Source organism: Pantoea sp. Cy-639 (genome assembly GCF_011752525.1).
GTDB lineage: Bacteria > Pseudomonadota > Gammaproteobacteria > Pseudomonadales > Pseudomonadaceae > Aquipseudomonas.
In genome coordinates this window covers 166,932-189,947 of the sequence record NZ_VWXI01000003.1, presented here as the reverse complement: position 1 = coordinate 189,947, position 23,016 = coordinate 166,932, and the positions used below count along the sequence as shown (strand labels likewise).

Annotated in this window: 26 protein-coding genes and 1 tRNA gene; 24 read left to right on the top strand and 3 right to left on the bottom strand. The window is 64.1% G+C overall.

The features are described from left to right. Together F3J43_RS23770 and F3J43_RS05270 are read right to left on the bottom strand one after the other, a co-directional pair. Positions 1-285 (bottom strand): GNAT family N-acetyltransferase, encoded by a 285-nt coding sequence (locus tag F3J43_RS23770; protein WP_205297651.1) that lies wholly within the window; start codon positions 283-285, stop codon positions 1-3. Positions 286-596: 311 nt separating this feature from the next. Continuing rightward, positions 597-681, bottom strand: a tRNA-Leu gene (locus F3J43_RS05270). A 108-nt stretch (positions 682-789) separates the two neighbouring features. Here F3J43_RS05270 and queA point away from each other — a divergent pair. The 6 genes from queA (at position 790) to F3J43_RS05240 (ending at position 6,864) form a co-directional block, all read left to right on the top strand. Further along, positions 790-1,839 (top strand): tRNA preQ1(34) S-adenosylmethionine ribosyltransferase-isomerase QueA, encoded by a 1,050-nt coding sequence (queA, locus tag F3J43_RS05265; protein WP_166883759.1) that lies wholly within the window; start codon positions 790-792, stop codon positions 1,837-1,839. 14 nt (positions 1,840-1,853) lie between these two features. Beyond that, complete coding sequence (gene tgt / locus F3J43_RS05260) at positions 1,854-2,969, top strand: tRNA guanosine(34) transglycosylase Tgt (protein ID WP_162144435.1); 1,116 nt, start codon at positions 1,854-1,856, stop codon at positions 2,967-2,969. A gap of 42 nt (positions 2,970-3,011) precedes the next feature. Then, positions 3,012-3,347, top strand: a complete 336-nt coding sequence (gene yajC / locus F3J43_RS05255; RefSeq protein ID WP_008092587.1) for a preprotein translocase subunit YajC — start codon at positions 3,012-3,014, stop codon at positions 3,345-3,347. A 64-nt stretch (positions 3,348-3,411) separates the two neighbouring features. Continuing rightward, on the top strand, positions 3,412-5,274 hold the full coding sequence (secD, locus tag F3J43_RS05250) for a protein translocase subunit SecD (protein WP_166883758.1): 1,863 nt from the start codon (positions 3,412-3,414) through the stop codon (positions 5,272-5,274). Positions 5,275-5,284: 10 nt separating this feature from the next. Then, positions 5,285-6,193, top strand: a complete 909-nt coding sequence (secF, locus tag F3J43_RS05245; protein WP_166883757.1) for a protein translocase subunit SecF — start codon at positions 5,285-5,287, stop codon at positions 6,191-6,193. A 122-nt stretch (positions 6,194-6,315) separates the two neighbouring features. Continuing rightward, positions 6,316-6,864, top strand: a complete 549-nt coding sequence (locus F3J43_RS05240; protein WP_166883756.1) for a glycine zipper 2TM domain-containing protein — start codon at positions 6,316-6,318, stop codon at positions 6,862-6,864. A 109-nt stretch (positions 6,865-6,973) separates the two neighbouring features. Here the strand turns inward: F3J43_RS05240 and suhB are convergent, their stop codons facing one another. Beyond that, the gene (suhB, locus tag F3J43_RS05235; RefSeq protein WP_166883755.1) at positions 6,974-7,792 is read right to left on the bottom strand and encodes a type III secretion system regulator SuhB; all 819 of its coding nucleotides are present in this window, start codon (positions 7,790-7,792) and stop codon (positions 6,974-6,976) included. Between the two features lie 152 nt (positions 7,793-7,944). Between suhB and trmJ the strand changes: the two genes are divergently transcribed. The 18 genes from trmJ (at position 7,945) to bamB (ending at position 22,926) form a co-directional block, all read left to right on the top strand. Further along, a complete protein-coding gene (gene trmJ / locus F3J43_RS05230; protein WP_166883754.1) occupies positions 7,945-8,715 on the top strand; it encodes a tRNA (cytosine(32)/uridine(32)-2'-O)-methyltransferase TrmJ in 771 nt (256 codons plus the stop codon). 3 nt (positions 8,716-8,718) lie between these two features. After that, positions 8,719-9,507: a serine O-acetyltransferase gene (gene cysE / locus F3J43_RS05225; RefSeq protein WP_166883753.1), complete on the top strand. Its 789-nt coding sequence runs from the start codon at positions 8,719-8,721 to the stop codon at positions 9,505-9,507. A gap of 168 nt (positions 9,508-9,675) precedes the next feature. Beyond that, a complete protein-coding gene (gene iscR, locus F3J43_RS05220; RefSeq protein ID WP_008092572.1) occupies positions 9,676-10,167 on the top strand; it encodes a Fe-S cluster assembly transcriptional regulator IscR in 492 nt (163 codons plus the stop codon). 42 nt (positions 10,168-10,209) lie between these two features. Beyond that, complete coding sequence (locus tag F3J43_RS05215) at positions 10,210-11,424, top strand: IscS subfamily cysteine desulfurase (protein WP_166883752.1); 1,215 nt, start codon at positions 10,210-10,212, stop codon at positions 11,422-11,424. Positions 11,425-11,470: 46 nt separating this feature from the next. Continuing rightward, positions 11,471-11,857 carry a Fe-S cluster assembly scaffold IscU gene (gene iscU / locus F3J43_RS05210; protein WP_007929523.1) on the top strand — a complete coding sequence of 129 codons (387 nt, stop codon included), beginning with the start codon at positions 11,471-11,473 and terminating at the stop codon, positions 11,855-11,857. A gap of 28 nt (positions 11,858-11,885) precedes the next feature. Next, positions 11,886-12,209: an iron-sulfur cluster assembly protein IscA gene (gene iscA / locus F3J43_RS05205; protein WP_023630636.1), complete on the top strand. Its 324-nt coding sequence runs from the start codon at positions 11,886-11,888 to the stop codon at positions 12,207-12,209. A gap of 8 nt (positions 12,210-12,217) precedes the next feature. Further along, complete coding sequence (gene hscB, locus F3J43_RS05200; protein ID WP_166883751.1) at positions 12,218-12,739, top strand: co-chaperone HscB; 522 nt, start codon at positions 12,218-12,220, stop codon at positions 12,737-12,739. Positions 12,740-12,782: 43 nt separating this feature from the next. Further along, positions 12,783-14,645 (top strand): Fe-S protein assembly chaperone HscA, encoded by a 1,863-nt coding sequence (gene hscA, locus F3J43_RS05195; RefSeq protein WP_166883750.1) that lies wholly within the window; start codon positions 12,783-12,785, stop codon positions 14,643-14,645. Between the two features lie 3 nt (positions 14,646-14,648). Continuing rightward, on the top strand, positions 14,649-14,990 hold the full coding sequence (gene fdx / locus F3J43_RS05190; RefSeq protein WP_134689986.1) for an ISC system 2Fe-2S type ferredoxin: 342 nt from the start codon (positions 14,649-14,651) through the stop codon (positions 14,988-14,990). An 11-nt stretch (positions 14,991-15,001) separates the two neighbouring features. Continuing rightward, positions 15,002-15,202 (top strand): Fe-S cluster assembly protein IscX, encoded by a 201-nt coding sequence (iscX, locus tag F3J43_RS05185; protein ID WP_016713204.1) that lies wholly within the window; start codon positions 15,002-15,004, stop codon positions 15,200-15,202. 89 nt (positions 15,203-15,291) lie between these two features. Then, the gene (gene ndk, locus F3J43_RS05180) at positions 15,292-15,717 is read left to right on the top strand and encodes a nucleoside-diphosphate kinase (protein WP_023630072.1); all 426 of its coding nucleotides are present in this window, start codon (positions 15,292-15,294) and stop codon (positions 15,715-15,717) included. Positions 15,718-15,747: 30 nt separating this feature from the next. Continuing rightward, positions 15,748-16,890 (top strand): dual-specificity RNA methyltransferase RlmN, encoded by a 1,143-nt coding sequence (gene rlmN / locus F3J43_RS05175; RefSeq protein ID WP_166883749.1) that lies wholly within the window; start codon positions 15,748-15,750, stop codon positions 16,888-16,890. Positions 16,891-16,903: 13 nt separating this feature from the next. Beyond that, on the top strand, positions 16,904-17,665 hold the full coding sequence (pilW, locus tag F3J43_RS05170) for a type IV pilus biogenesis/stability protein PilW (protein WP_166883748.1): 762 nt from the start codon (positions 16,904-16,906) through the stop codon (positions 17,663-17,665). Further along, positions 17,662-18,675, top strand: coding sequence for a RodZ domain-containing protein (locus F3J43_RS05165; protein WP_166883747.1), 1,014 nt, complete (start codon positions 17,662-17,664; stop codon positions 18,673-18,675). The genes pilW and F3J43_RS05165 overlap by 4 nt, the downstream gene beginning before the upstream one ends. 3 nt (positions 18,676-18,678) lie before the next feature. Further along, entirely contained in the window at positions 18,679-19,788 is a 1,110-nt protein-coding gene (gene ispG / locus F3J43_RS05160; protein WP_166883746.1) for a flavodoxin-dependent (E)-4-hydroxy-3-methylbut-2-enyl-diphosphate synthase, read from the top strand. 23 nt (positions 19,789-19,811) lie between these two features. Beyond that, the gene (hisS, locus tag F3J43_RS05155; RefSeq protein ID WP_166883745.1) at positions 19,812-21,101 is read left to right on the top strand and encodes a histidine--tRNA ligase; all 1,290 of its coding nucleotides are present in this window, start codon (positions 19,812-19,814) and stop codon (positions 21,099-21,101) included. A 39-nt stretch (positions 21,102-21,140) separates the two neighbouring features. Then, on the top strand, positions 21,141-21,782 hold the full coding sequence (locus F3J43_RS05150) for a tetratricopeptide repeat protein (protein WP_166883744.1): 642 nt from the start codon (positions 21,141-21,143) through the stop codon (positions 21,780-21,782). Between the two features lie 25 nt (positions 21,783-21,807). Further along, positions 21,808-22,926: an outer membrane protein assembly factor BamB gene (gene bamB, locus F3J43_RS05145; RefSeq protein WP_205297649.1), complete on the top strand. Its 1,119-nt coding sequence runs from the start codon at positions 21,808-21,810 to the stop codon at positions 22,924-22,926. The last annotated feature ends 90 nt before the right edge of the window (positions 22,927-23,016 follow it).

Genomic DNA, 23,016 nt, shown 5'->3' with positions numbered 1-23,016 from the left:
TTAACGCGCCACGCCCTTGCCCCGTGCAGCCGGTGCCACCACTACATTGCCGAGCGCGCAGATGCCGCGGTATTGCGCTTTGTAGAGGTTGGCAAAGCCAACGATGACGCCATCGCCCTCGATCACCGTCGAGCCGCTGCGTTGGGCGATGGTGTCGGCCAGTTGTGCAGGTGTCAGCGGATAGGTGGCCTTGGGGAACATGTAGAACAGTTCGTCTGGTCCCTGTGGGAACTGACAGATGGTGGGAATGTCGTCGATTGTGACGGGGCGGTGGTGTAGCTCCACAGTTTGCTTCCTCGGGGGCACGGTGTGCTCTATGGGTGTAAGGAGACCCTCTCCTGCGGCCTTGAACCTGCACTTGATACGCTGGGCTGACTGCACGGTAGTGAACAAAATCTCGGCCTGGGCGCGGCTGGCTGACAGTTTCTGAGCTGCCGTATAGGCAGCTCAGAAAAGCACAGAATGCCTTGAACTGTCATGCCCAGGGTTCACTGCCGTATAGGCAGCTCAGAAAATCTGTCTGGTGCTCGTAGCTGGGCAGGGGGCAAATCCCAGGCACAAAAAAACCGACCATAAGGTCGGTTTTTTCTGGATCTTGGTGCCCCGAGGGAGACTCGAACTCCCACTCCTTTCGAAAACGGATTTTGAATCCGCCGCGTCTACCAATTCCGCCATCAGGGCTTAGGCGCCGCAGTATAGAGAGGTCACCCAAGCCGGTCAATCGGCTTTCATGGTCAATTTTCACGCATTGGGCTAAACTTCCCGGCCCTGTCGAACCCGAACATCATCATGCGCGTCGCCGATTTTTCCTTCGAACTCCCCGATTCCCTGATCGCCCGCCACCCCCTGGCCGAGCGTCACGGCAGCCGCCTGCTCGTGCTCGACGGCCCCAGCGGCGAACTGGCCCACAAGCAATTCACCGACCTGCTCGAGTACCTGCGCCCCGGCGACCTGATGGTGTTCAACAACACCCGGGTGATCCCCGCGCGGCTGTTCGGCCAGAAAGCCTCTGGCGGCAAGCTGGAGGTGCTGGTCGAGCGCGTGCTCGACAGCCACCGCGTGCTGGCCCACGTACGCGCCAGCAAGGCGCCGAAGGAAGGCGCGGTGATCCTCATCGATGGCGGCGGCGAGGCCGAAATGCTCGCCCGTCACGACACGCTGTTCGAGCTGCGCTTCACCGAAGAGGTGCTGCCACTGCTCGAACGCGTTGGGCACATGCCGTTGCCGCCATACATCGACCGCCCCGACGAGGGCGCCGACCGCGAGCGCTATCAGACCGTCTACGCCGAGCGCGCCGGCGCCGTGGCGGCGCCGACCGCCGGCCTGCACTTCGACGAGTCGCTGCTGGAGAGGATCGCCGCCAAGGGCGTCGAGCGGGCCTTCGTCACCCTGCATGTGGGCGCGGGCACCTTCCAGCCGGTGCGGGTCGACAAGATCGAAGACCACACCATGCACAAGGAATGGCTCGAAGTGAGCCAGGATGTGGTCGATGCCGTGCAGGCCTGCCGTGCGCGCGGTGGGCGGGTGATCGCCGTCGGCACCACCAGCGTGCGCTCGCTGGAGAGCGCGGCGCGCGACGGTGAGCTCAAGGCATTCAGCGGCGACACCGACATCTTCATCTTCCCGGGCCGGCCGTTCCACGTGGTCGATGCCCTGGTCACCAACTTCCACCTGCCGGAGTCCACGCTGCTGATGCTGGTCTCGGCCTTCGCCGGTTACCCCGAGACCATGGCTGCCTACGCGGCGGCGGTCGAACACGGTTACCGCTTCTTCAGTTACGGTGATGCCATGTTCATCACCCGCAATCCGGCGCCACGCGGCCCAGAGGATCAAGCATGAGTCGCACCTGTCGAATGTCGTTCGAACTGCTGGCCACCGACGGCAAGGCCCGTCGCGGTCGGCTGACCTTCCCCCGTGGCACCGTCGAGACCCCGGCGTTCATGCCGGTGGGCACCTACGGCACGGTCAAGGGCATGCTGCCGCGTGACATCGAGGCCATCGGCGCCGAGATCATCCTCGGCAACACCTTCCACCTGTGGCTGCGCCCGGGCACCGAGGTCATCAAGAAGCACAACGGCCTGCACGACTTCATGCAATGGAAAGGCCCTATCCTCACTGATTCCGGTGGTTTCCAGGTGTTCAGCCTGGGCGCCATGCGCAAGATCAAGGAGGAGGGCGTGACTTTCGCATCGCCTGTGGATGGCTCGAAGGTGTTCATGGGGCCGGAAGAGTCCATGCAGGTCCAGCGTGACCTGGGCTCGGACATCGTGATGATCTTCGACGAGTGCACCCCGTACCCGGCCGAGCACGACGTGGCGCGCACCTCGATGGAGCTGTCGCTGCGCTGGGCCCAGCGCTCGAAGAACGCCCATGGCGACAACACCGCGGCGTTGTTCGGCATCGTCCAGGGCGGTATGTACCAGGACCTGCGCATGCGTTCGCTGGAGGCGCTGGTCAACATCGACTTCGATGGCCTGGCCATTGGTGGTCTGTCGGTGGGCGAGCCCAAGCACGAGATGATCAAGGTGCTGGACTATCTGCCTGCGCAGATGCCGGCTGACAAACCTCGTTACCTTATGGGGGTAGGCAAGCCGGAGGATCTTGTAGAGGGTGTGCGCCGCGGCGTCGACATGTTCGACTGCGTGATGCCCACGCGCAATGCGCGCAACGGCCATCTGTTCGTCGACACCGGGGTGATCAAGATCCGCAACGCGTTCCATCGCCACGATGATTCGCCGCTGGATCCGACCTGCGACTGCTATACCTGCACCAACTTCTCCCGCGCTTACCTGCATCATCTGGACAAGTGCGGCGAAATGCTGAGCAGCATGCTGAATACCATCCACAACTTGCGCCATTACCAGCGCTTGATGGCCGGTTTACGCGAGGCTATTCAACAGGGTAAATTGGCCGCCTTTGTCGACGCCTTCTATGCCAAGCGCGGGCTGCCTGTGCCGCCCTTGGACTGACTGTTCGCATCCATTATTAGAAAATTACATTAGGAGTGCCCAATGAGCTTCTTGATTCCCGCCGCCTACGCGGACGCTGCAGCCCCTGCCGCCGGCCCTGCCGGTACCGGCTTCGAATGGATCTTCCTGGTCGGCTTCCTGGTCATCTTCTACCTGATGATCTGGCGCCCGCAGGCCAAGCGTGCCAAAGAGCAGAAGAACCTGCTGAGCAACTTGCAGAAAGGTGACGAAGTGGTCACCAACGGTGGTATCGCCGGCAAGATCGTCAAGGTCTCCGATGACTTCGTGGTCCTGGAAGTGTCCGACACCGTCGAACTGAAGTTCCAGAAGGGCGCCATTGCCGCGACCCTGCCAAAAGGTACGCTCAAGGCTATCTGAGTTACCGGTTTCATTTTTCCAGTCGGGGCGCGCAAAGCGCCCCGCGTCTTGAACGGGCGGCGTGATGCTGAACAAATACCCTCTGTGGAAATACCTGCTGATCGTGGTGGTGCTGGCGATCGGTTTTATTTATTCCGCTCCCAACCTCTATCCGGATGATCCGGCGGTGCAGATCAGCGGTGCCAGTTCCGCGCTGCATGTCAGCCAGGCCGACCTCGACCGTGCCACCAAGGCGCTGGCCGATGCCGGGATCACCGTGAAGGGCGGCAGCCTGGGCGAGAAGGGCAGTGCGCTGGTGCGCCTGACCAACCAGGAAGACCAGCTTCCGGCCAAGGATGTGGTGCGCAAGGCGCTCGGCGATGACTACGTCGTGGCCCTGAACCTGGCCCAGACCACCCCGCAGTGGCTGCGCAACCTGGGTGCCAGCCCGATGAAGCTCGGCCTGGACCTGTCCGGTGGTGTGCACTTCCTGCTGGAAGTGGACATGGACAAGGCCATGACCGCGCGCATGAAAGTCTACGAAGGCGAGGTCAAGACCTTGCTGCGCAAAGAGCGCATCCGCTACCGCAGCCTGCCTCAGCAGGACGGCGGCATCATGCTGGGCTTCGCCGACGACGCTACCCGCGAACAGGCCCGTAGCCTGATCCGCAAGAATTTCAATGATTTCGACCTGACCACCACAGAGCGCAACGAGCTCGCCGTGCTGCGCCTGGCGCTGACCCAGGCCAAGGTCGCCGAGATCCGCGAATACTCCATCAAGCAGAACCTGACCACCGTCCGCAACCGCGTGAACGAGCTGGGCGTGGCCGAGCCGCTGGTCCAGCGCCAGGGCGCCAACCGCATCGTGGTCGAGCTGCCGGGCGTGCAGGACACTGCCGAGGCCAAGCGTATCCTCGGCAAGACTGCCAACCTGGAGTTCCGCTTCGGCGCCGAGCCGGGCGCTTCCAAGGCCACCACCGAGGTGTTCGAGTTCCGCGAGGGCGGCCGCTCCGCTGCGGTCGAACGCGGCCTGATCATCACCGGTGACCAGGTCACCGACGCCCAGGCCAGCTTCGACGAGCACGGTCGCCCACAGGTGAACATCCGCCTCGACGGCCATGGCGGCGAGCTGATGAGCCGCGCCACCCGCACCAACGTCGGTCGCAGCATGGCGGTGATCTTCATCGAGCAGAAGCCGGTGACCCGCTACGAGAAGCAGACTGTCGATGGCGTCGAGAAAGACGTCGCGGTGCAGAGCTTCAAGGAAGAGAAGAAGATCATCAGCCTGGCGACCATCCAGTCGCCGCTGGGCAGCCAGTTCCGCATCACCGGCCTGAACGGCCAGGGCGAGTCCTCCGAACTGGCCCTGCTGCTGCGTGCCGGTGGTCTGGCCGCGCCGATGTACTTCGCCGAAGAACGTACCATTGGCCCGAGCCTGGGTGCCGACAACATCACCAAGGGTATCGACGCGTCCCTGTGGGGCATGCTGTTCGTGTCGCTGTTCATCATCGCCATCTACCGCGGCTTCGGCGTGATCGCCACCGTCGCCCTGACCGGCAACATGATCCTGCTGCTGGCGCTGATGTCGCTGCTGGGCGCGACGCTGACCCTGCCGGGCATCGCCGGTATCGTGCTGACCATGGGTATGGCGGTCGACGCCAACGTGCTGATCTTCTCGCGTATCCGCGAGGAGCTCAAAGCCGGCATGTCGGTGCAGCGCGCCATCCACGAAGGCTTCAACCGTGCCTACACCGCGATCATCGACGCCAACCTGACCAGCCTGCTGGTCGGTGGCATCCTGTTCGCCATGGGTACCGGTCCGGTCAAGGGCTTCGCGGTCACCATGTCCCTCGGGATTTTCACCTCGATGTTCACCGCCGTCATGGTGACCCGTGCCATGGTCAACCTGACCTGCGGCGGGCGTGACATCAAGAAGCTGTGGGTTTGAGGGAGCTGCGATGAAAACCATCAACTTCATGGGCGTGCGCAATGTCGCGTTCGCCGTCACCGTGCTCCTCACCGTGCTGGCGCTGTTCAGCTGGTGGCACAAGGGTCTGAACTTCGGCCTGGACTTCACCGGCGGTACGCTGATCGAGCTCACCTACGAGCGTCCGGCGGACCTCAAGGCGGTACGTGCCGAGCTGGTCGACTCCGGCTTCCACGAGGCCGTGGTGCAGAGCTTCGGCGCCACCACCGACCTGCTGGTGCGCATGCCGGGCGATGACCCGCAGTTGGGCAACAAGGTCGCTGCAGCCTTGCAGAAGGCGGGCGGCGACAACCCGGCAACGCTCAAGCGCGTCGAGTTCGTCGGCCCGCAGGTGGGTGAAGAGCTGCGCGACCAGGGCGGCATGGGCATGCTCCTGGCCCTGGGCGGCATCCTCATCTACCTGGCCTTCCGCTTCCAGTGGAAGTTCGCGGTCGGCGCCATCGTCTCGCTGGTGCACGACGTGGTGGTGACCATGGGCATCCTGTCGTTCTTCCAGATCACCTTCGACCTGACGGTGCTGGCGGCGGTGCTGGCGATCATCGGCTACTCGCTGAACGACACCATCGTCGTGTTCGACCGGGTGCGCGAGAACTTCCGGGTGATGCGCAAGGCCTCGCTGATCGAGAACATCAACGTCTCGACCACCCAGACCCTGCTGCGCACCATCGCCACTTCGGTGTCGACCTTGCTGGCCATCGCCGCATTGCTGTTCTTCGGCGGCGACAACCTGTTCGGCTTCTCCCTGGCCCTGTTCATCGGTGTCATGGCGGGTACCTACTCGTCGATCTACATCGCCAACGTGGTGCTGATCTGGCTGAACCTGAGCAGCGAAGACCTCATCCCGCCGGCTAAAACCGATGGTGTGGACGACCGTCCGTAAGGACTTGTCCTACGCCAAATGGTGAAAAGAGAGGCGCGAGTGTTGAACTCGCGCCTTTTTTTTTGCTCCAAGGCTGGGACTGAAGCGGGCCCAGATCCCGCGGGTATGACTAGGAGGTTCACGTGAACAAATCAATGCTGGTGGGTGCGGTGCTGGGGGCTGTCGGTGTGACTGCCGGGGGTGCTGTAGCGACCTACAGCTTGGTCAACAAAGGCCCTGAGTATGCTCAGGTCACCGACGTGCAGCCGATCAAGGAAACCATCAAGACGCCGCGTCAGGTCTGCAAGGACGTGGTGGTGACGCACCGGGCGCCGGTCAAGGACCAGCACCAGATTGCCGGCACCGTGGTCGGTGCGCTCGCCGGCGGCCTGCTGGGCAACCAGATCGGTAGCGGCAACGGCCGCAAGCTCGCCACCGTGGCCGGTGCGGTCGGTGGCGGCTATGCCGGCAACAAGACCCAGGAGTACATGCAGGAGCGTGACACCACCACGACTACCCAGACTCGCTGCAACACGGTCAATGACCTCAGCGAGAAGGTGGTGGGTTACAACGTGACTTATTCCATCGGTGATCAGGTCGGCAAGATCAAGATGGATCGCGAGCCGGGCTCGACCATTCCGCTGGACAAGAACGGCAAGCTGATCCTCAGCCAGAACCAGCCGGGACAGTGAGCGCGCTGAGGCCTGCTTTCCTGTAGGCCGCTCCTGCCGGGAGGGGCGATTGGGGCGCAGACACAAAAAAAGCACCGCGAGGGTGCTTTTTTTGTGTGCCAATCAGCGCTTAGCGCTTCAGGTGCTCGGGCAGGTGCGGCTGGATGGCAGTCAGCACGGCCTTGAAGCACTTGATGTTGCCAGCGACGATGTGGCCCTTCTCGAGGTGGTCATGACCACCGTTGAAGTCGCTCACCAGGCCGCCTGCTTCCTGAATCAGCAGCACGCCCGCGGCCATGTCCCACTCGGACAGGCCCGACTCCCAGAAGGCGTCGAAGCGGCCGGCGGCCACGTAGGCCAGGTCCAGGCTGGCGGAGCCGGCGCGGCGGATGCCGGCGGTCTGGCCGGTCAGGGCGCGGAACATGCCCAGGTAGTTGTCCAGGTCGGCCATCTGGTTGTCGCGGAACGGGAAGCCGGTACCCAGCAGGGCGCCTTCCAGGCTGCTGCGCGAGGTGACGCGGATGCGGCGGCCGTTGAGTTGGGCGCCACGGCCACGGCTGGCGGTGAATTCTTCCTGGCGAACCGGGTCGACGATCACGGCGTGCTCGAGACGGCCGCGGTATTTGCAGGCGATGCTGACGGCGAAGTGAGGAACGCCACGCAGGAAGTTGGTGGTGCCGTCCAGCGGATCGATGATCCACAGGTAGTCCTTGCCTTCTTCGCCGCTGCCGGCGTGCAGGCCGGTCTCTTCACCCTGGATCGAGTGGTTCGGGTAGGCCTTGCGCAGGGCGTCGACGATGACTTTCTCGGCGGCGCGATCGACCTCGGAGACGTAGTCCTTGGCCTGCTTTTCGTCGACTTTGATGCTGTCCAGGCGTTCGATGGAGCGGAAAATCAGTTCACTGGCGCTGCGAGCGGCGCGCAGGGCGATATTCAGCATAGGCTGCATGGGCGTTTCACCTGGGGATGTTAAAGAGGAAAGCCGCATAGTCTATCAGAAATCCGCGACGGCAGAAGGGTGACATGTGCATTCGTGGCGTTACGTCCGTCGCTTCTGTAAGATCGTTTGCCCCTTTATCCCTACTCCGTGAGCTCAACACCTTGTTGCAGAATATTCGTGTTGTTCTGGTCAATACCAGCCACCCCGGCAATATCGGCGGCGCTGCGCGTGCCATGAAAAACATGGGCCTGTCGCGTCTGGTGCTGGTGCAGCCCAAAGAGTTCCCGTCCGGCGATGCCACCGCGCGTGCCTCGGGTGCCGACGACATCCTGGCCAATGCCCAGGTGGTCGACAGCCTCGAGGACGCCCTGGTCGGCTGCAGCCTGGTCATGGGCACCAGCGCTCGTGAGCGCAGCATTCCCTGGCCGCTGATCGACCCGCGTGAATGCGGGGCCAAGGCCGTGGAGCATGCCTGCGGCGGCGAAGAGATCGCCCTGGTGTTCGGGCGCGAGCACGCCGGCCTGACCAACGAAGAACTGCAGCGATGTCACTTCCACGTGCACATTCCCTCGAACCCCGACTTCAGTTCGCTGAACCTTGCCGCCGCGGTCCAGGTGCTCTCCTACGAGGTGCGCATGGCCTGGCTGGCAGCCGAAGGCGCGCCCTCGAAAGTCGAGAAGTTCGATGCCAACTCGCTGCGCAGCAACGAGCTGGCGACCATGGACGAAATGGAGCTGTTCTACGAGCACCTGGAGAAGACCCTGGTGGACATCGGCTTCCTCGATCCGGAGAAGCCCAAGCACCTGATGCCGCGCTTGCGTCGGCTGTATGGGCGCAGCTCGGTCAATCGTTCGGAAATGAGCATTTTGCGCGGCATCCTCACCGAGACCCAGAAAGTCGCACGGGGCGAGCCGCATAAACGGAAGGACTGAAAGATGTTCGAGCGTCTGCGTGAAGATATCCAGAGCGTTTTCCATCGCGACCCGGCTGCGCGCAATGCCTTCGAGGTGCTGACCTGCTACCCGGGCATGCACGCGATCTGGCTGCACCGCCTGGGCAATGCGTTGTGGAAGCGCGACTTCAAGTGGCTGGCACGGCTGGTGTCGAACTTCGGTCGCTGGCTGACCGGCATCGAGATCCACCCGGGCGCGACGATTGGCCGGCGTTTCTTCATCGACCATGGCATGGGCATCGTCATTGGCGAGACCGCCGAGATCGGCGACGATGTCACGCTGTACCAGGGCGTGACCCTGGGCGGCACCAGCTGGAACAAAGGCAAGCGCCACCCGACCCTGGAGAACGGCGTGGTGGTCGGTGCCGGGGCCAAGGTGCTGGGGCCGTTCACCGTCGGTGCCGGGGCCAAGATCGGCTCCAATGCGGTGGTGACCAAGGCGGTGCCGGCGGGTGCCACGGCGGTCGGCATCCCAGGGCGGATCATCGTCAAGAACGAGGATGATTCGGTGGAGGCCCGGCGCAAGGCCATGGCCGAGAAGATCGGTTTCGACGCCTACGGCGTCAGTGGCGACATGCCGGACCCGGTGGCACGTGCCATTGGCCAGATGCTCGACCACCTGCAGGCCGTCGACGAGCGCCTCGAGGGCATGTGTGGCGCGTTGACCCGGATGGGCAGTGACTACTGTGCCAAGGAGCTGCCGGCACTGCCGGCCGATGACTTTGCCGAGACCTGCGCCGAGGCGAAGCAGGGCGACACTCAGTCGCATTGATCAGGCCGGCCCGACACAAGGGGCGTGTGCTCGCGCCCCTTGTCTGCTAAACTCGCGCCCGCCTCCCGCATGCATACCCGACTAAAGCACTAGGTCTAATAGTTGACTTAAATGCTCGGGAATCGCATACTCGCACACATCCTGTAACTCCCGTGGTACCCATACGCCATGCGACTGACTACCAAAGGCCGATACGCCGTGACCGCCATGCTCGACCTGGCGTTGCACGCGCAGCATGGGCCGGTGTCTCTGGCCGATATTTCCGAGCGCCAGGGCATTTCCCTCTCTTATCTGGAGCAGCTGTTCGCCAAGCTGCGCCGCAGCAGCCTGGTTTCCAGCGTTCGCGGCCCAGGCGGCGGCTACCAGCTGTCGCGGGGCATGGAAACCATCCAGGTGGCCCAGGTCATCGACGCGGTCAACGAATCGGTCGATGCCACCCGCTGCCAGGGCCTGGGGGATTGCCACGCCGGTGATACCTGCCTGACCCACCACCTGTGGTGTGATCTCAGCCAGCAGATCCATGAATTCCTCAGTGGCATCAGCCTGGCCGACCTCGTCATGCGCCGCGAGGTGCAGGAAGTCGCCCAGCGTCAGGACCTGCGCCGCGTCGCAGGCCGTACCGCCCAGCTGGACAAGATTGAGACGTCCGCCGTCGACTGAGAACAGCGACGAGCGACGCCACCGCCTGATAGGAGATACTCCATGAAGTTGCCGATCTACCTCGATTACTCCGCGACCACCCCGGTCGACCCGCGCGTTGCCCAGAAGATGGCCGAGTGCCTGCTGGTCGACGGGAACTTCGGTAACCCGGCCTCGCGCTCCCACGTGTTCGGCTGGAAGGCCGAGGAAGCGGTCGAGAACGGCCGTCGCCAGGTCGCCGAGCTGATCAACGCCGACCCGCGCGAGATCGTCTGGACCAGCGGTGCCACCGAGTCCGACAACCTCGCCCTCAAGGGCGTGGCGCACTTCTATCAGACCAAGGGCAAGCACATCATCACCTCCAAGATCGAGCACAAGGCGGTCCTGGATACCGCTCGCCAGCTCGAGCGTGAAGGTTTCGAGGTCACCTACCTGGAGCCGGGCGAAGACGGCATCGTCACCCCGGCCATGGTCGAGGCTGCCCTGCGTGACGACACCATCCTGGTCTCGCTGATGCACGTGAACAACGAAGTCGGCTCGATCAACGACATCGCCGCCATTGGCGAGCTGACCCGCTCGCGTGGCGTGCTGTTCCATGTCGACGCCGCCCAGTCGGCCGGCAAGGTCGAGATCGACGTGCAGAAGCTCAAGGTCGACCTGATGTCGTTCTCGGCGCACAAGGTCTACGGCCCGAAAGGCATCGGCGCGCTGTACGTCAGCCGCAAGCCGCGCGTGCGCCTGGAAGCCATCATCCACGGCGGTGGCCATGAGCGCGGCATGCGTTCGGGCACCCTGCCGACCCACCAGATCGTCGGCATGGGCGAGGCCTTCGCCATCGCCAAGCAGGAAATGGCCGCGGAAAACGTGCGCATCAAGGCCCTGAGCGACCGTTTCTTCAAGCAGGTGTCCAACCTCGAGGAGCTGTACGTCAACGGCAGCCAGACCGCCCGTGTGCCGCACAACCTGAACCTGAGCTTCAACTACGTCGAAGGCGAATCGCTGCTGATGTCGCTCAAGGACATCGCCGTCTCGTCCGGTTCGGCCTGCACCTCCGCTTCGCTCGAGCCGTCCTACGTCCTGCGCGCCCTGGGCCGCAACGACGAACTGGCGCACAGCTCGATCCGTTTCTCCTTCGGCCGCTTCACCACCGAAGAAGAAATCGACTACGCCGCGCAGGAAGTCTGCAAGGCAGTGAACAAGCTGCGTGAACTGTCGCCGCTGTGGGACATGTACAAAGACGGCGTCGACATCTCCAAGATCGAGTGGGCCGCCCACTAAGCAGTCGCCGGCAAGAGCGGCTCCCTGATGAGGAAGGAATTGCACCATGGCATACAGTGAAAAGGTCATCGACCACTACGAAAACCCGCGCAACGTCGGCAAGATGAACGCCGAGGACCCGGATGTCGGTACCGGCATGGTCGGCGCCCCGGCCTGCGGCGACGTGATGCGCCTGCAGATCAAGGTCAACGAGCAAGGCATCATCGAAGACGCCAAGTTCAAGACCTACGGCTGCGGTTCGGCCATTGCCTCCAGCTCCCTCGCCACCGAGTGGATGAAGGGCAAGACCCTGGACGAGGCCGAGACCATCAAGAACACCCAACTGGCCGAAGAACTGGCGTTGCCGCCGGTCAAGATCCACTGCTCGGTACTCGCCGAAGATGCCATCAAGGCAGCCGTTCGCGATTACAAGCAGAAGAAAGGCTTGATCTGAGTCGCCTGACGCAAGGTAAGGAGTTCCGATGGCTATCAGCATGACAGAAGCCGCCGCCAACCACATTCGCCGCTCCCTCGACGGGCGCGGCAAGGGTGAGGGTATTCGCCTGGGCGTGCGCACCACCGGCTGCTCGGGCCTGGCCTACGTGCTGGAGTTCGTCGACGAGCTGGCCGCAGAGGACCAGGTGTTCGAGAACCATGGCGTGAAGGTCATCATCGACCCGAAGAGCCTGGTGTATCTCGATGGCACCGAGCTGGACTTCGTCAAGGAAGGGTTGAACGAAGGCTTCAAGTTCAACAACCCCAACGTGCGCGGTGAGTGTGGCTGCGGCGAAAGCTTCAACGTTTGAGGCAGCCCGTGGGTACTCTTTGCCATTTTGCCCTGTTCGACCTGCAGCCGGGCTTCAGCCTGGACCTCGACAAGCTGGCCACGCGCTATCGCGAGCTGGCGCGCGAGGTCCATCCGGATCGTTTCGCCGATGCCTCCGAGCGTGAGCAACGCATTGCGCTGGAGAAGTCGGCGGCGCTCAACGACGCTTACCAGACCTTGCGCAGCGCGCCTCGTCGCGCCCGCTACCTGCTGGCCATCGGTGGCCATGAAGTGCCTCAGGAAGTCACGGTCCATGACCCGGACTTCCTGCTGCAGCAGATGCAGTGGCGCGAAGAGCTCGAAGAGTTGCAGGACGAAGCCGACCTCGACGGCGTTGCCGTGTTCAAGAAGCGCCTCAAGGCTGCCCAGGACAAGCTCAACGAGGATTTCGCCGCCTGCTGGGATGTTGCAAGCCAGCGCGAACAGGCCGAGCGCCTGATGCGCCGCATGCAGTTCCTCGACAAGCTCGCCCAAGAAGTGCGCCAACTCGAAGAGCGCCTCGACGATTAATCCCGGCGTCGCCCGTGATGACGCCTAAGGTACCCAGACAAGCATGGCCCTACTGCAGATCGCCGAACCCGGTCAGAGCCCCCAGCCGCACCAGCGCCGCCTGGCGGTGGGCATCGACCTGGGCACCACCAACTCTCTCGTCGCCGCCGTGCGCAGCGGGCGCAGCGAGCCGCTGCCCGATGCTCAGGGCCAGCTGATCCTGCCATCGGCCGTGCGTTACCTGGAAGGTCGCAGCGAAGTCGGCCAGGCTGCGCGCGACGCTGCCTCCAGCGACCCGCTGAACACCATCCTGTCGGTCAAGCGCCTGATGGGGCGTGGCCTGGCGGACGTCAAGCAATTGGGCGAGCAGCTGCCGTACCGTTTCGTCGGCGGTGAGTCGCACATGCCGTTCATCGACACTGTCCAGGGGCCGAAGAGCCCGGTGGAAGTGTCGGCCGACATTCTCAAGGTGCTGCGTCAGCGCGCCGAGGACACCCTCGGTGGCGAGCTGGTCGGTGCGGTGATCACCGTGCCGGCGTACTTCGACGACGCCCAGCGCCAGGCCACCAAGGACGCCGCGCGCCTGGCCGGCCTGAACGTGCTGCGCCTGCTCAACGAGCCGACCGCGGCTGCCGTGGCCTATGGCCTGGACCAGAACGCCGAAGGCCTGGTGGCGATCTACGACCTGGGCGGCGGTACCTTCGATATTTCCATCCTGCGCCTGACCGGCGGTGTCTTCGAGGTGCTGGCCACCGGTGGCGATACCGCCCTGGGCGGCGATGACTTCGACCATGCCATTGCCGGCTGGATCATCGAGCAGGCGGGGTTGTCCGCCGATCTCGACCCGGCCACTCAGCGCCAGCTGCTGCAGGCCGCCTGCGCTGCCAAGGAAGCCCTGACCGACGCCGACGTAGTCGCTGTCAGCCATGGCGCCTGGCAGGGCGAGCTGAGCCGCGCCGCCTTCGAGGCGATGATCGAGCCGCTGGTGGCCCGCAGCCTCAAGGCCTGCCGCCGCGCCGTGCGCGACAGTGGCATCGAGCTGGAGGAGGTGGGCGCGGTGGTGATGGTGGGCGGCTCGACCCGTGTACCGCGTGTGCGCGAAGCCGTTGGCGCGCTGTTCGGCCGTGCCCCGCTGACCTCGATCGACCCGGACCAGGTGGTGGCCATCGGCGCCGCGATCCAGGCCGACACCCTCGCTGGCAACCGTCGCGAAGGCGGCGAGCTGCTGCTGCTCGACGTCATCCCGCTGTCCCTGGGGCTTGAGACCATGGGCGGGCTGATGGAGAAGGTGATCCCGCGCAACACCACCATTCCGGTGGCCCGCGCCCAGGAGTTCACCACCTACAAGGATGGCCAGTCGGCCATGATGATCCATGTGCTGCAGGGCGAGCGCGAGCTGATCAGCGACTGCCGTTCGCTGGCGCGCTTCGAGCTGCGCGGCATTCCGGCGATGGTCGCCGGCGCGGCGAAGATCCGCGTGACCTTCCAGGTCGACGCCGATGGCCTGCTCAGTGTCTCGGCGCGCGAGTTGGGCTCGGGCGTGGAGTCGAGCATCCAGGTCAAGCCGTCCTACGGCCTGACCGACGGCGAGATCGCGCGCATGCTCAAGGATTCCTTCGAGCATGCCGGTTCCGACAAGCATGCCCGGCAGTTGCGCGAGCATCAGGTCGATGCCGAGCGCCTGCTCGAAGCGGTGCAGGGTGCCCTGGACGCCGACGGCGAGCGCCTGCTCAGCAGCGATGAGCGCGAGGCGATCGCTTTCCAGATGCAAGAACTGCGTGATTTGCTCACTGGCACCGATGGCGCCGCCATCGAGCAGCAGACCAAGCGTCTGTCGCAGGTGACCGATGCATTTGCCGCCCGTCGCCTTGATTCGACGGTCAAAGCCGCACTGGCCGGGCGCAACCTGAATGAGATCGAGGAGTAACCGATGCCCCAGGTGATTTTCCTGCCGCACGAGAAGTTCTGCCCGGACGGGCTGGTGGTTGAAGTGGAGCCGGGCACCAACATCCTGGAGCTGGCCCACGAACACCACATCGAGATGGAAAGTGCGTGTGGCGGCGTGTGCGCCTGCACCACCTGCCACTGCATCGTGCGCGAAGGCTTCGACTCGCTCGAGGAAGCCGACGAGCTCGAAGAGGACATGCTGGACAAGGCCTGGGGCCTGGAAGCGCAGTCGCGCCTGGCCTGCCAGGTGATCGTCGGCGACGAGGACCTGACCATCGAGATTCCCAAGTACTCGCTCAACCACGCCGCCGAAGCGCCGCACTGAGGTCTGTCCGCATGAGCCTGAAATGGATTGATGTACTTGAGATCGCCATCCAGCTTGCCGAAAGCAAGCCTGAGGTCGATCCTCGTTACGTGAATTTCGTCGATCTGCACCGCTGGGTGCTGGCCCTGCCAGAATTCAGCGACGATCCGTCGCGTGGCGGCGAGAAGGTGCTCGAGGCCATCCAGGCGGCCTGGATCGACGAAGCCGACTGAGCGCACGCTGCAGGTTAGGCAATCCCCTGGAACCCGCGTATAATTCGCGGGTTTAATTTTTCGCAACACTCATATTTCTGGAGTTTTCCATGGCTGTTCAACGTACTTTCTCCATCATCAAGCCTGACGCCGTTGCCAAGAACGTCATCGGCGAGATCACCACTCGCTTCGAGAAAGCCGGCCTGCGCGTCGTCGCTTCGAAAATGAAGCAGCTGTCCAAGGCCGAAGCCGAAGGCTTCTACGCCGAGCACAAAGAGCGCGGCTTCTTCGGCGACCTGGTTGCCTTCATGACCTCCGGTCCAGTCGTTGTTCAGGTTCTGGAAGGCGAAAACGCCATTCTGGCCAACCGTGAGCTGATGGGCGCCACCAACCCTAAAGAAGCTGCTGCCGGCACCATCCGTGCTGACTTCGCCGAGTCGATCGACGCCAACGCCGTTCACGGTTCGGACTCCGAAGCCGCTGCCGCTCGCGAAATCGCTTACTTCTTCGCAGCTACCGAGGTAACCACTCGCTAAGCGAAAGCTTACGGGTGTGAGGGTGAATCCATGACGACATCTACTGGCAAGATCAACCTGCTGGGGCTGACCCTGGCGGAAATGGAACAGTTCTTCGACTCAATCGGGGAGAAGCGCTTCCGCGCCGGGCAGGTGATGAAATGGATTCACCATTTTGGCGTCGATGATTTCGCCGCCATGACCAATGTCGGCAAGGTCCTGCGTGAAAAGCTCGAGGCCGTTGCCGAGATTCGGGGCCCGGAAGTGGTCAGTGAAGACATTTCCGCCGACGGTACCCGCAAGTGGGTGGTCCGCGTTGCCTCCGGCAGCTGCGTCGAGACCGTCTACATCCCTACCGACGATCGCGGCACCCTGTGCGTGTCGTCGCAAGCCGGCTGCGCCCTGGACTGCAGTTTCTGCTCCACCGGCAAGCAAGGCTTCAACAGCAACCTCACCGCCGCCGAAGTGATCGGCCAGGTGTGGCTTGCGAACAAATCCTTCGGGACCGTCCCGGCCAAGATCGACCGCGCCATCACCAACGTGGTCATGATGGGCATGGGCGAACCCCTGCTGAATTTCGACAATGTCATCGCCGCCATGAAGATCATGATGGAAGATCTGGGCTATGGCATTTCCAAGCGTCGCGTCACCCTGTCCACCTCGGGCGTGGTGCCGATGATCGACGAGCTGGCCAAGCACATCGACGTGTCCCTGGCCCTGTCGCTGCACGCACCCAACGACGAGCTGCGCAACCAGTTGGTACCGATCAACAAGAAGTACCCGCTGAAGATGCTGCTGGAGTCGTGCATGGGCTACATGTCGACCCTGGGTGGCAAGCGTGTGCTGACCATCGAGTACACCCTGCTCAAGGACGTCAACGACCAGCCCGAGCATGCCGCGCAGATGATCGAGCTGCTGCGCGACGTGCCGTGCAAGATCAACCTGATCCCTTTCAATCCGTTCCCGCATTCGGGGTACGAGCGGCCTAGCAACAACGCCATCCGCCGCTTCCAGGATCTGCTGCACCACGGTGGCTTCAACGTCACCACCCGCACCACTCGCGGCGACGACATCGACGCCGCCTGTGGTCAGCTGGTCGGCCAGGTGAACGACCGCACCCGCCGCAGCGAGCGCTACATCGCCGTGCGCCAGTTGGCCGCCGACGAGCCGCAAGACAGCGCTGTGCGCCGCTGACGAGCCGCCGCCCATGACCTTGCGCGCCGCGCTGTCGACCCTGACGCTTGCCCTGCTGGCGGGCTGTGTGTCGGGTGGCGCGGGCGATCCCCTGGACTCGCGCCAGGGGCGCGAGGAGGCGGGGCGGGCCTATGTGCAGTTGGGCCTGGGATATTTGCAACAAGGTTTGAGCGAACAGGCCAAGGCCCCATTGGCCAAGGCCCTGGCCCTCGACAGCGCCGACGCCGATGCCCATGCCGCACTGGCGCTGGTGTTCCAGGCCGAAGGCGAGCCAGTACTAGCCGATACGCATTTCCGCGCAGCGTTGGCGGCCAGGCCGGAAAACACACGAATCCGCAACAACTACGGCAGTTTCCTATATGCTCAGGGCCGTTTCGACGAGGCTCGCGAGATGTTTCGCCAGGCTGCCGCCGATACCCTGTATCCTGAGCGTTCCCGGGTCTACGAGAACCTTGGGTTGACTGCCCTGAAGCAGGGGCAGCAAGCGCAGGCGCGGGATTATCTGGAAAAAGCCCTTCGGCTCAACCAGCGGCAACCGAAGGCTTTGCTCGAAATGGCTGAGTTGTCCTACGAAAACAGGCATTATGTGCCGGCCTGGGACTACTACGATCGATTCAGCCAACTGGGCGACCAGAGTGCCCGTAGCCTGCTGCTGGGCAGCCGCCTGGCACGTGCCCTCGATGAGCAGGGCACCGCGGCCCGTCTGGGGCGGCAATTACAACGACTTTATCCCGGTACGCCGGAATATCAGCAATACCTGTCGGAGCAACGATGAAAGCCGCGCACACCGAAGAAGTAGCAGCGACTCGCCAGAATCCCGGTGATGTCTTGCGCCAGGCCCGCGAGAAACGGGACTGGAGCCAGGCCGAGGTCGCTAAAAAGCTCAATCTCACGGTATCTTCGCTGAACCACCTGGAAAATGGCGCCTTCGACAAGCTGCCAGGGCACACTTTCGCCCGCGGCTACATCCGTGCCTACGCCAAACTCATGGACATGGACCAGGCGCCCCTGGTCGAGGCGTTCGACCAGATCACCGGCAGCCACGCCCAGGGCAGCGAAGTGCATGCGCTCGGCCGGATCGAGGAGCCGGTGCGCCTGTCGCACAACATCCTGCGCGTGGTCAGCCTGCTGCTGCTGGTGGCGGTGGTCGGGGGTGGCTTCGTCTGGTGGCAGGACCAGAGCAGCCAGCATGGCAAGGACCTGGCCAAGATCGCCCTGGAGCACGTCGAGGTCGAGAGCGCCGACGGCACCACCCAGATTCACCCGTTGGACGAGCCGGAAGATCAGGCAGTGAGTGAAGGGCAGCAGCCTGAAGGCGAGGCCTTGCCACTGCCATCGGCGCCTGCCGAACAGGCGCCGGCCAGCACCGAGGCAGCGACCGCACCTGCCGCCCCGGTGGCTCCGGCTAGCGAGCAGCAAGCGCCAGTGGCCGCTGCAGCACCGGCCGCGTCGGCGGCACCGGTAGCGCCCGCCGCGCAGGTGGTGCCAGTCGCCCCGGTGGCCACGCCGGCCCCTGCTGCCGAAGCGACGCCAGCCCCGGCCGGCAGCGCCAACGTACACATCCAGTTCACCGCCGATTGCTGGACCCAGGTCACCGATGGCAACGGCAAGGTGCTGTTCAGCGCCATCAAGCGCAAGGGCGATAGCCTGGAACTGACCGGCAAGCCACCGTTCGCGGTGCGCCTGGGCTTCGCCCGCGGCGCCCAGGTGAGCTACAACGGCCAGGCGGTCGATGTCGCTCCGTTCACCAGTGGCGAAACCGCTCGCCTGAAGTTGGGACAGTAAGTCATGCACGGCGAATCTCCGATCAAACGTCGCGAATCCCGCAAAATCTGGGTCGGCAATGTACCGGTGGGTGGCGATGCCCCCATCGCGGTGCAGAGCATGACCAATACCGACACCAATGATGTCGCCGCCACCGTGGCGCAGATCCAGCGCCTGGTCGATGCCGGCGTGGACATCGTCCGCGTCTCGGTGCCGGACATGGACGCCGCCGAGGCGTTCGGCCGCATCAAGCAGCAGGTCAGCGTGCCGCTGGTCGCCGACATCCACTTCGACTACAAGATCGCCCTGCGGGTGGCCGAACTGGGCGTCGATTGCCTGCGCATCAACCCGGGCAACATCGGTCGCGAAGACCGTGTTCGCGCCGTGGTCGATGCCGCCCGCGACCGTGGTATCCCGATCCGCATCGGCGTCAACGCCGGCTCCCTGGAAAAGGACCTGCAGAAGAAGTACGGCGAGCCGACCCCGGCCGCGTTGGTCGAGTCGGCGCTGCGTCATGTCGAGCACCTCGATCGTCTGGACTTCCAGGACTTCAAGGTCAGCGTCAAGGCCTCCGACGTGTTCATGGCCGTCGAGGCCTACCGCCTGCTGGCCAGGCAGATCGTCCAGCCACTGCACCTGGGTATCACCGAAGCCGGTGGCTTGCGTTCGGGGACGGTGAAATCCGCCGTCGGCCTCGGTATGCTGCTGGCCGAGGGCATCGGCGATACCATCCGGATCTCGCTGGCGGCCGATCCGGTCGAGGAAGTGAAGGTCGGCTATGACATCCTCAAGTCGCTGCACCTGCGCTCGCGTGGCATCAACTTCATCGCCTGCCCGAGCTGCTCGCGGCAGAACTTCGATGTGGTCAAGACCATGAACGAGCTGGAGGGGCGCCTTGAAGACCTGCTGGTACCGCTGGACGTGGCGGTGATCGGTTGCGTGGTCAACGGCCCGGGTGAAGCCAAGGAGTCGCACGTCGGCCTGACCGGCGGCACGCCCAACCTGGTCTACATCGATGGCAAGCCATCGCAGAAGCTGAACAACGACAACCTGGTCGACGAGCTGGAAAAGCTCATCCGCCAGAAAGCGGCCGAGAAGGCCGAGGCCGACGCGGCGCTGATCGCCCGCGGCTGAGCACAGATTCGTAAGGACTATTCGTGAGCAAATCGCTGCAAGCCATCCGTGGCATGAACGACATCCTGCCCGACCAGTCGCCGCTGTGGCGCTACTTCGAGGGCACCGTGGCCGGCTTGCTGGACACCTACGGCTACAGCCAGATCCGTACGCCGATCGTCGAGTTTACCGAGCTGTTCAAGCGCTCCATCGGTGAAGTCACCGATATCGTCGAGAAAGAGATGTACACCTTCGAGGACCGCAACGGCGATTCGCTGACCCTGCGCCCCGAAGGTACCGCCGCCTGCGTGCGTGCCGTGCTCGAGCATGGCATCACCGGCAACGGCCAGGTGCAGAAACTCTGGTACATCGGCCAGATGTTCCGCCACGAGCGTCCGCAGAAGGGCCGCTATCGCCAGTTCCACCAGATCGGCGTGGAGGTGTTCAACCTCGACGGTCCGGACGTCGATGCCGAGCTGATCATGCTGACCTGGCGCCTGTGGGGCCTGCTGGGCATCCAGGACGCAGTCGAACTGCAGCTCAACAGCCTTGGTACCAGTGAAGCCCGCGCGCGCTATCGTGACGCGCTGGTCGACTACCTCAGCGCCCGTCTCGAGCAACTGGACGAGGACAGCCAGCGCCGCCTGAAGAGCAACCCGCTGCGCATCCTCGACAGCAAGGACCAGAACACCCAGGCGGTACTGGTCGGTGCGCCGAAGCTGGAGGAGTACCTGGACGAAGAATCCCGCGTGCACTTCGAAGGCCTGAAGGCCCGCCTCGACGCCGCCGGCATTCCGTTCGTGATCAACACCAAGCTGGTCCGCGGCCTGGACTACTACAGCAAGACCGTGTTCGAGTGGGTCACCGACAAGCTCGGCGCCCAGGGCACCGTCTGCGCCGGTGGCCGCTATGACGGCCTGGTCGAGCAGATGGGCGGCAAGCCGACCCCGGGCGTCGGCTTTGCCATGGGCATCGAGCGCCTGATCCTGTTGCTGGAGACCCTGGGCAAGGTGCCCGAGTCGATCAGCCGCACCCTCGACGTCTACCTGTGCGCCTTCGGCGAGCAGGCGGAACTGGCCGGCCTGCGCCTGAGCGAGCAACTGCGCGATCGTCTGCCGGGCCTGCGCCTGGCGGTCAACGCCGGTGGCGGCAGCTTCAAGAGCCAGTTCAAGAAAGCCGACAAGAGCGGCGCGCTGTTCGCCCTGATCCTCGGTGACGACGAACTGGCCCAGCGGACCATTGGCTTCAAGCCCCTGCGTGGCCAGGGCGAACAACAGAACATTGCCTGGGATGCTCTTGCCGAGCACCTGGAAACCGCGATCGCTCAGGCGTGACGCGGTCCGACAACGAATAGGCGAATAGGAGTATTTGGGGTGTCGAGTACCGAAGATGAAGGCCTGGCAGCGGCCAAGGACTGGTGGAATCGCAACGGCAAGCCGCTGCTGACCGGCGCCCTGCTGGCTGGCGTGGTGGTGATGGGCTGGCAGACCTGGCACAAGTACCAGGCCAACCAGTCCCAGGGCGCCTCGGCGCTGTACCAGGCTCTGCTGGAAACTTCGCTGACGCCGGACGGCAAGCCTGACGCGACCAAGGTCGCCGAACTGTCCGGCAAGCTCAAGAGCGAGTTCGGTGGCACCGCCTACGCCCAGTACGGCAGCCTGTTCGTCGCCAAGGTGGCGGTCGACAGCGGCAAGCTGGACGATGCGGCCAGCGAGCTCAAGGGCGTGCTGGACAAGCCGGCCGACGCCACCCTGGGCGAGATCTCGCGCCAGCGCCTGGCCCGTGTGCTCGCGGCCCAGGACAAGGCCGAGGACGCGCTCAAGCTGCTCGACGGCGACGCCGACAAGGCCTTCCTGGCCAGCCGCGAGGAACTCAAGGGCGACCTGCTGGTTCAACTGGGGCGCTCCGACGACGCACACAGTGCTTACGAAAAAGCCAAGGCCGCGTTGTCCGACGACGCCGCGATCGGTGGCCTGCAACTGAAGCTGGATGACCTGGCCAAAGGGGACGCCTGAAGTGAAGGGTTGGAAACAAGCAGCAGTGCTCACCCTCGCCGTACTGGCAGCGGGTTGCAGCAGCAACAGCAAGAAGGAACTGCCCCCGGCCGAGCTGACCAAGTTCACCGAGGAAGTGGTGCTGAAGAAGCAGTGGAGCCGTTCGATCGGTGACGGTCAGGGTGAGACCTACAACACCCTGGTCCCGGCCATCGAGAACGACCGCATCTACGCCGCCGACGTCAATGGCAAGGTGTTCGCACTGAATCGCCTGAATGGCGACGTGGTGTGGAAGAAGGACCTCGAGCTGCCGGTTTCCGGTGCCGTTGGCGTGGGCTACGGCCTGGTCATGCTGGGCACGCTCAAGGGTGAAGTGGTTGCCCTGGACGCCAGCACTGGCGAAGAGCGTTGGCGCGCACGCGTCACCAGCGAGGTGCTGGCACCGCCAGCCAACAACGGTGACGTGGTGGTGGTGCAGACCCAGGACGACCGTCTGGTCGGCCTCGATGCCGCCACCGGCGACCGTCGCTGGATCTACGAGAACAGCCCGGCAGTCCTGACCCTGCGCGGTACCGGCGCTCCAGTGGTGACCAACCGCCTGGCCGTCGCCGGCCTGTCCACCGGCAAGGTGGTGGCGGTGGATATCAGCAACGGCGTGCCAGTATGGGAAAGCCGCGTGGCCATCCCGCAGGGCCGTTCCGAGCTGGATCGCGTGGTGGACATCGACGGCGGCTTGCTGCTGACCGGTGGCACCCTGTACGTCAGCACCTACCAGGGGCGTGTCGCCGGCCTGGACCTGGAAAGCGGCCGCGTGCTGTGGCAGCGCGATGCCTCCAGCTACGTGGGTGTCGCCCAGGGCTTCGGCAACGTCTATGTCAGCGAAGCGTCGGGCACCGTGGAGAGCGTCGACGAGCGTTCCTCCAGCGCCCTGTGGAGCAACGACTCGATGGCTCGCCGTCAGCTGACCGCGCCGGAAGTGTTCTCCAGCTACGTGGCGGTGGGTGACTTCGAGGGCTACCTGCACCTGCTGAGCCAGGTCGACGGCCGTTTCGTCGGCCGTGAGCGTATCGACAGCGATGGCCTGCGCGCCCGACCCCTGGTGGTCGGCGACACCATCTATGTCTTCGGCAACAGCGGCAAGCTCGAGGCACTGACCATCCGCTGAAGCTATGCTCAAGACCGCTGACGGTCTTGGGTCGCGGCGCATGATGCGCCGCCCGAACTCCGGCCGCTGCCTTGCAGCGGCCTTTGCATT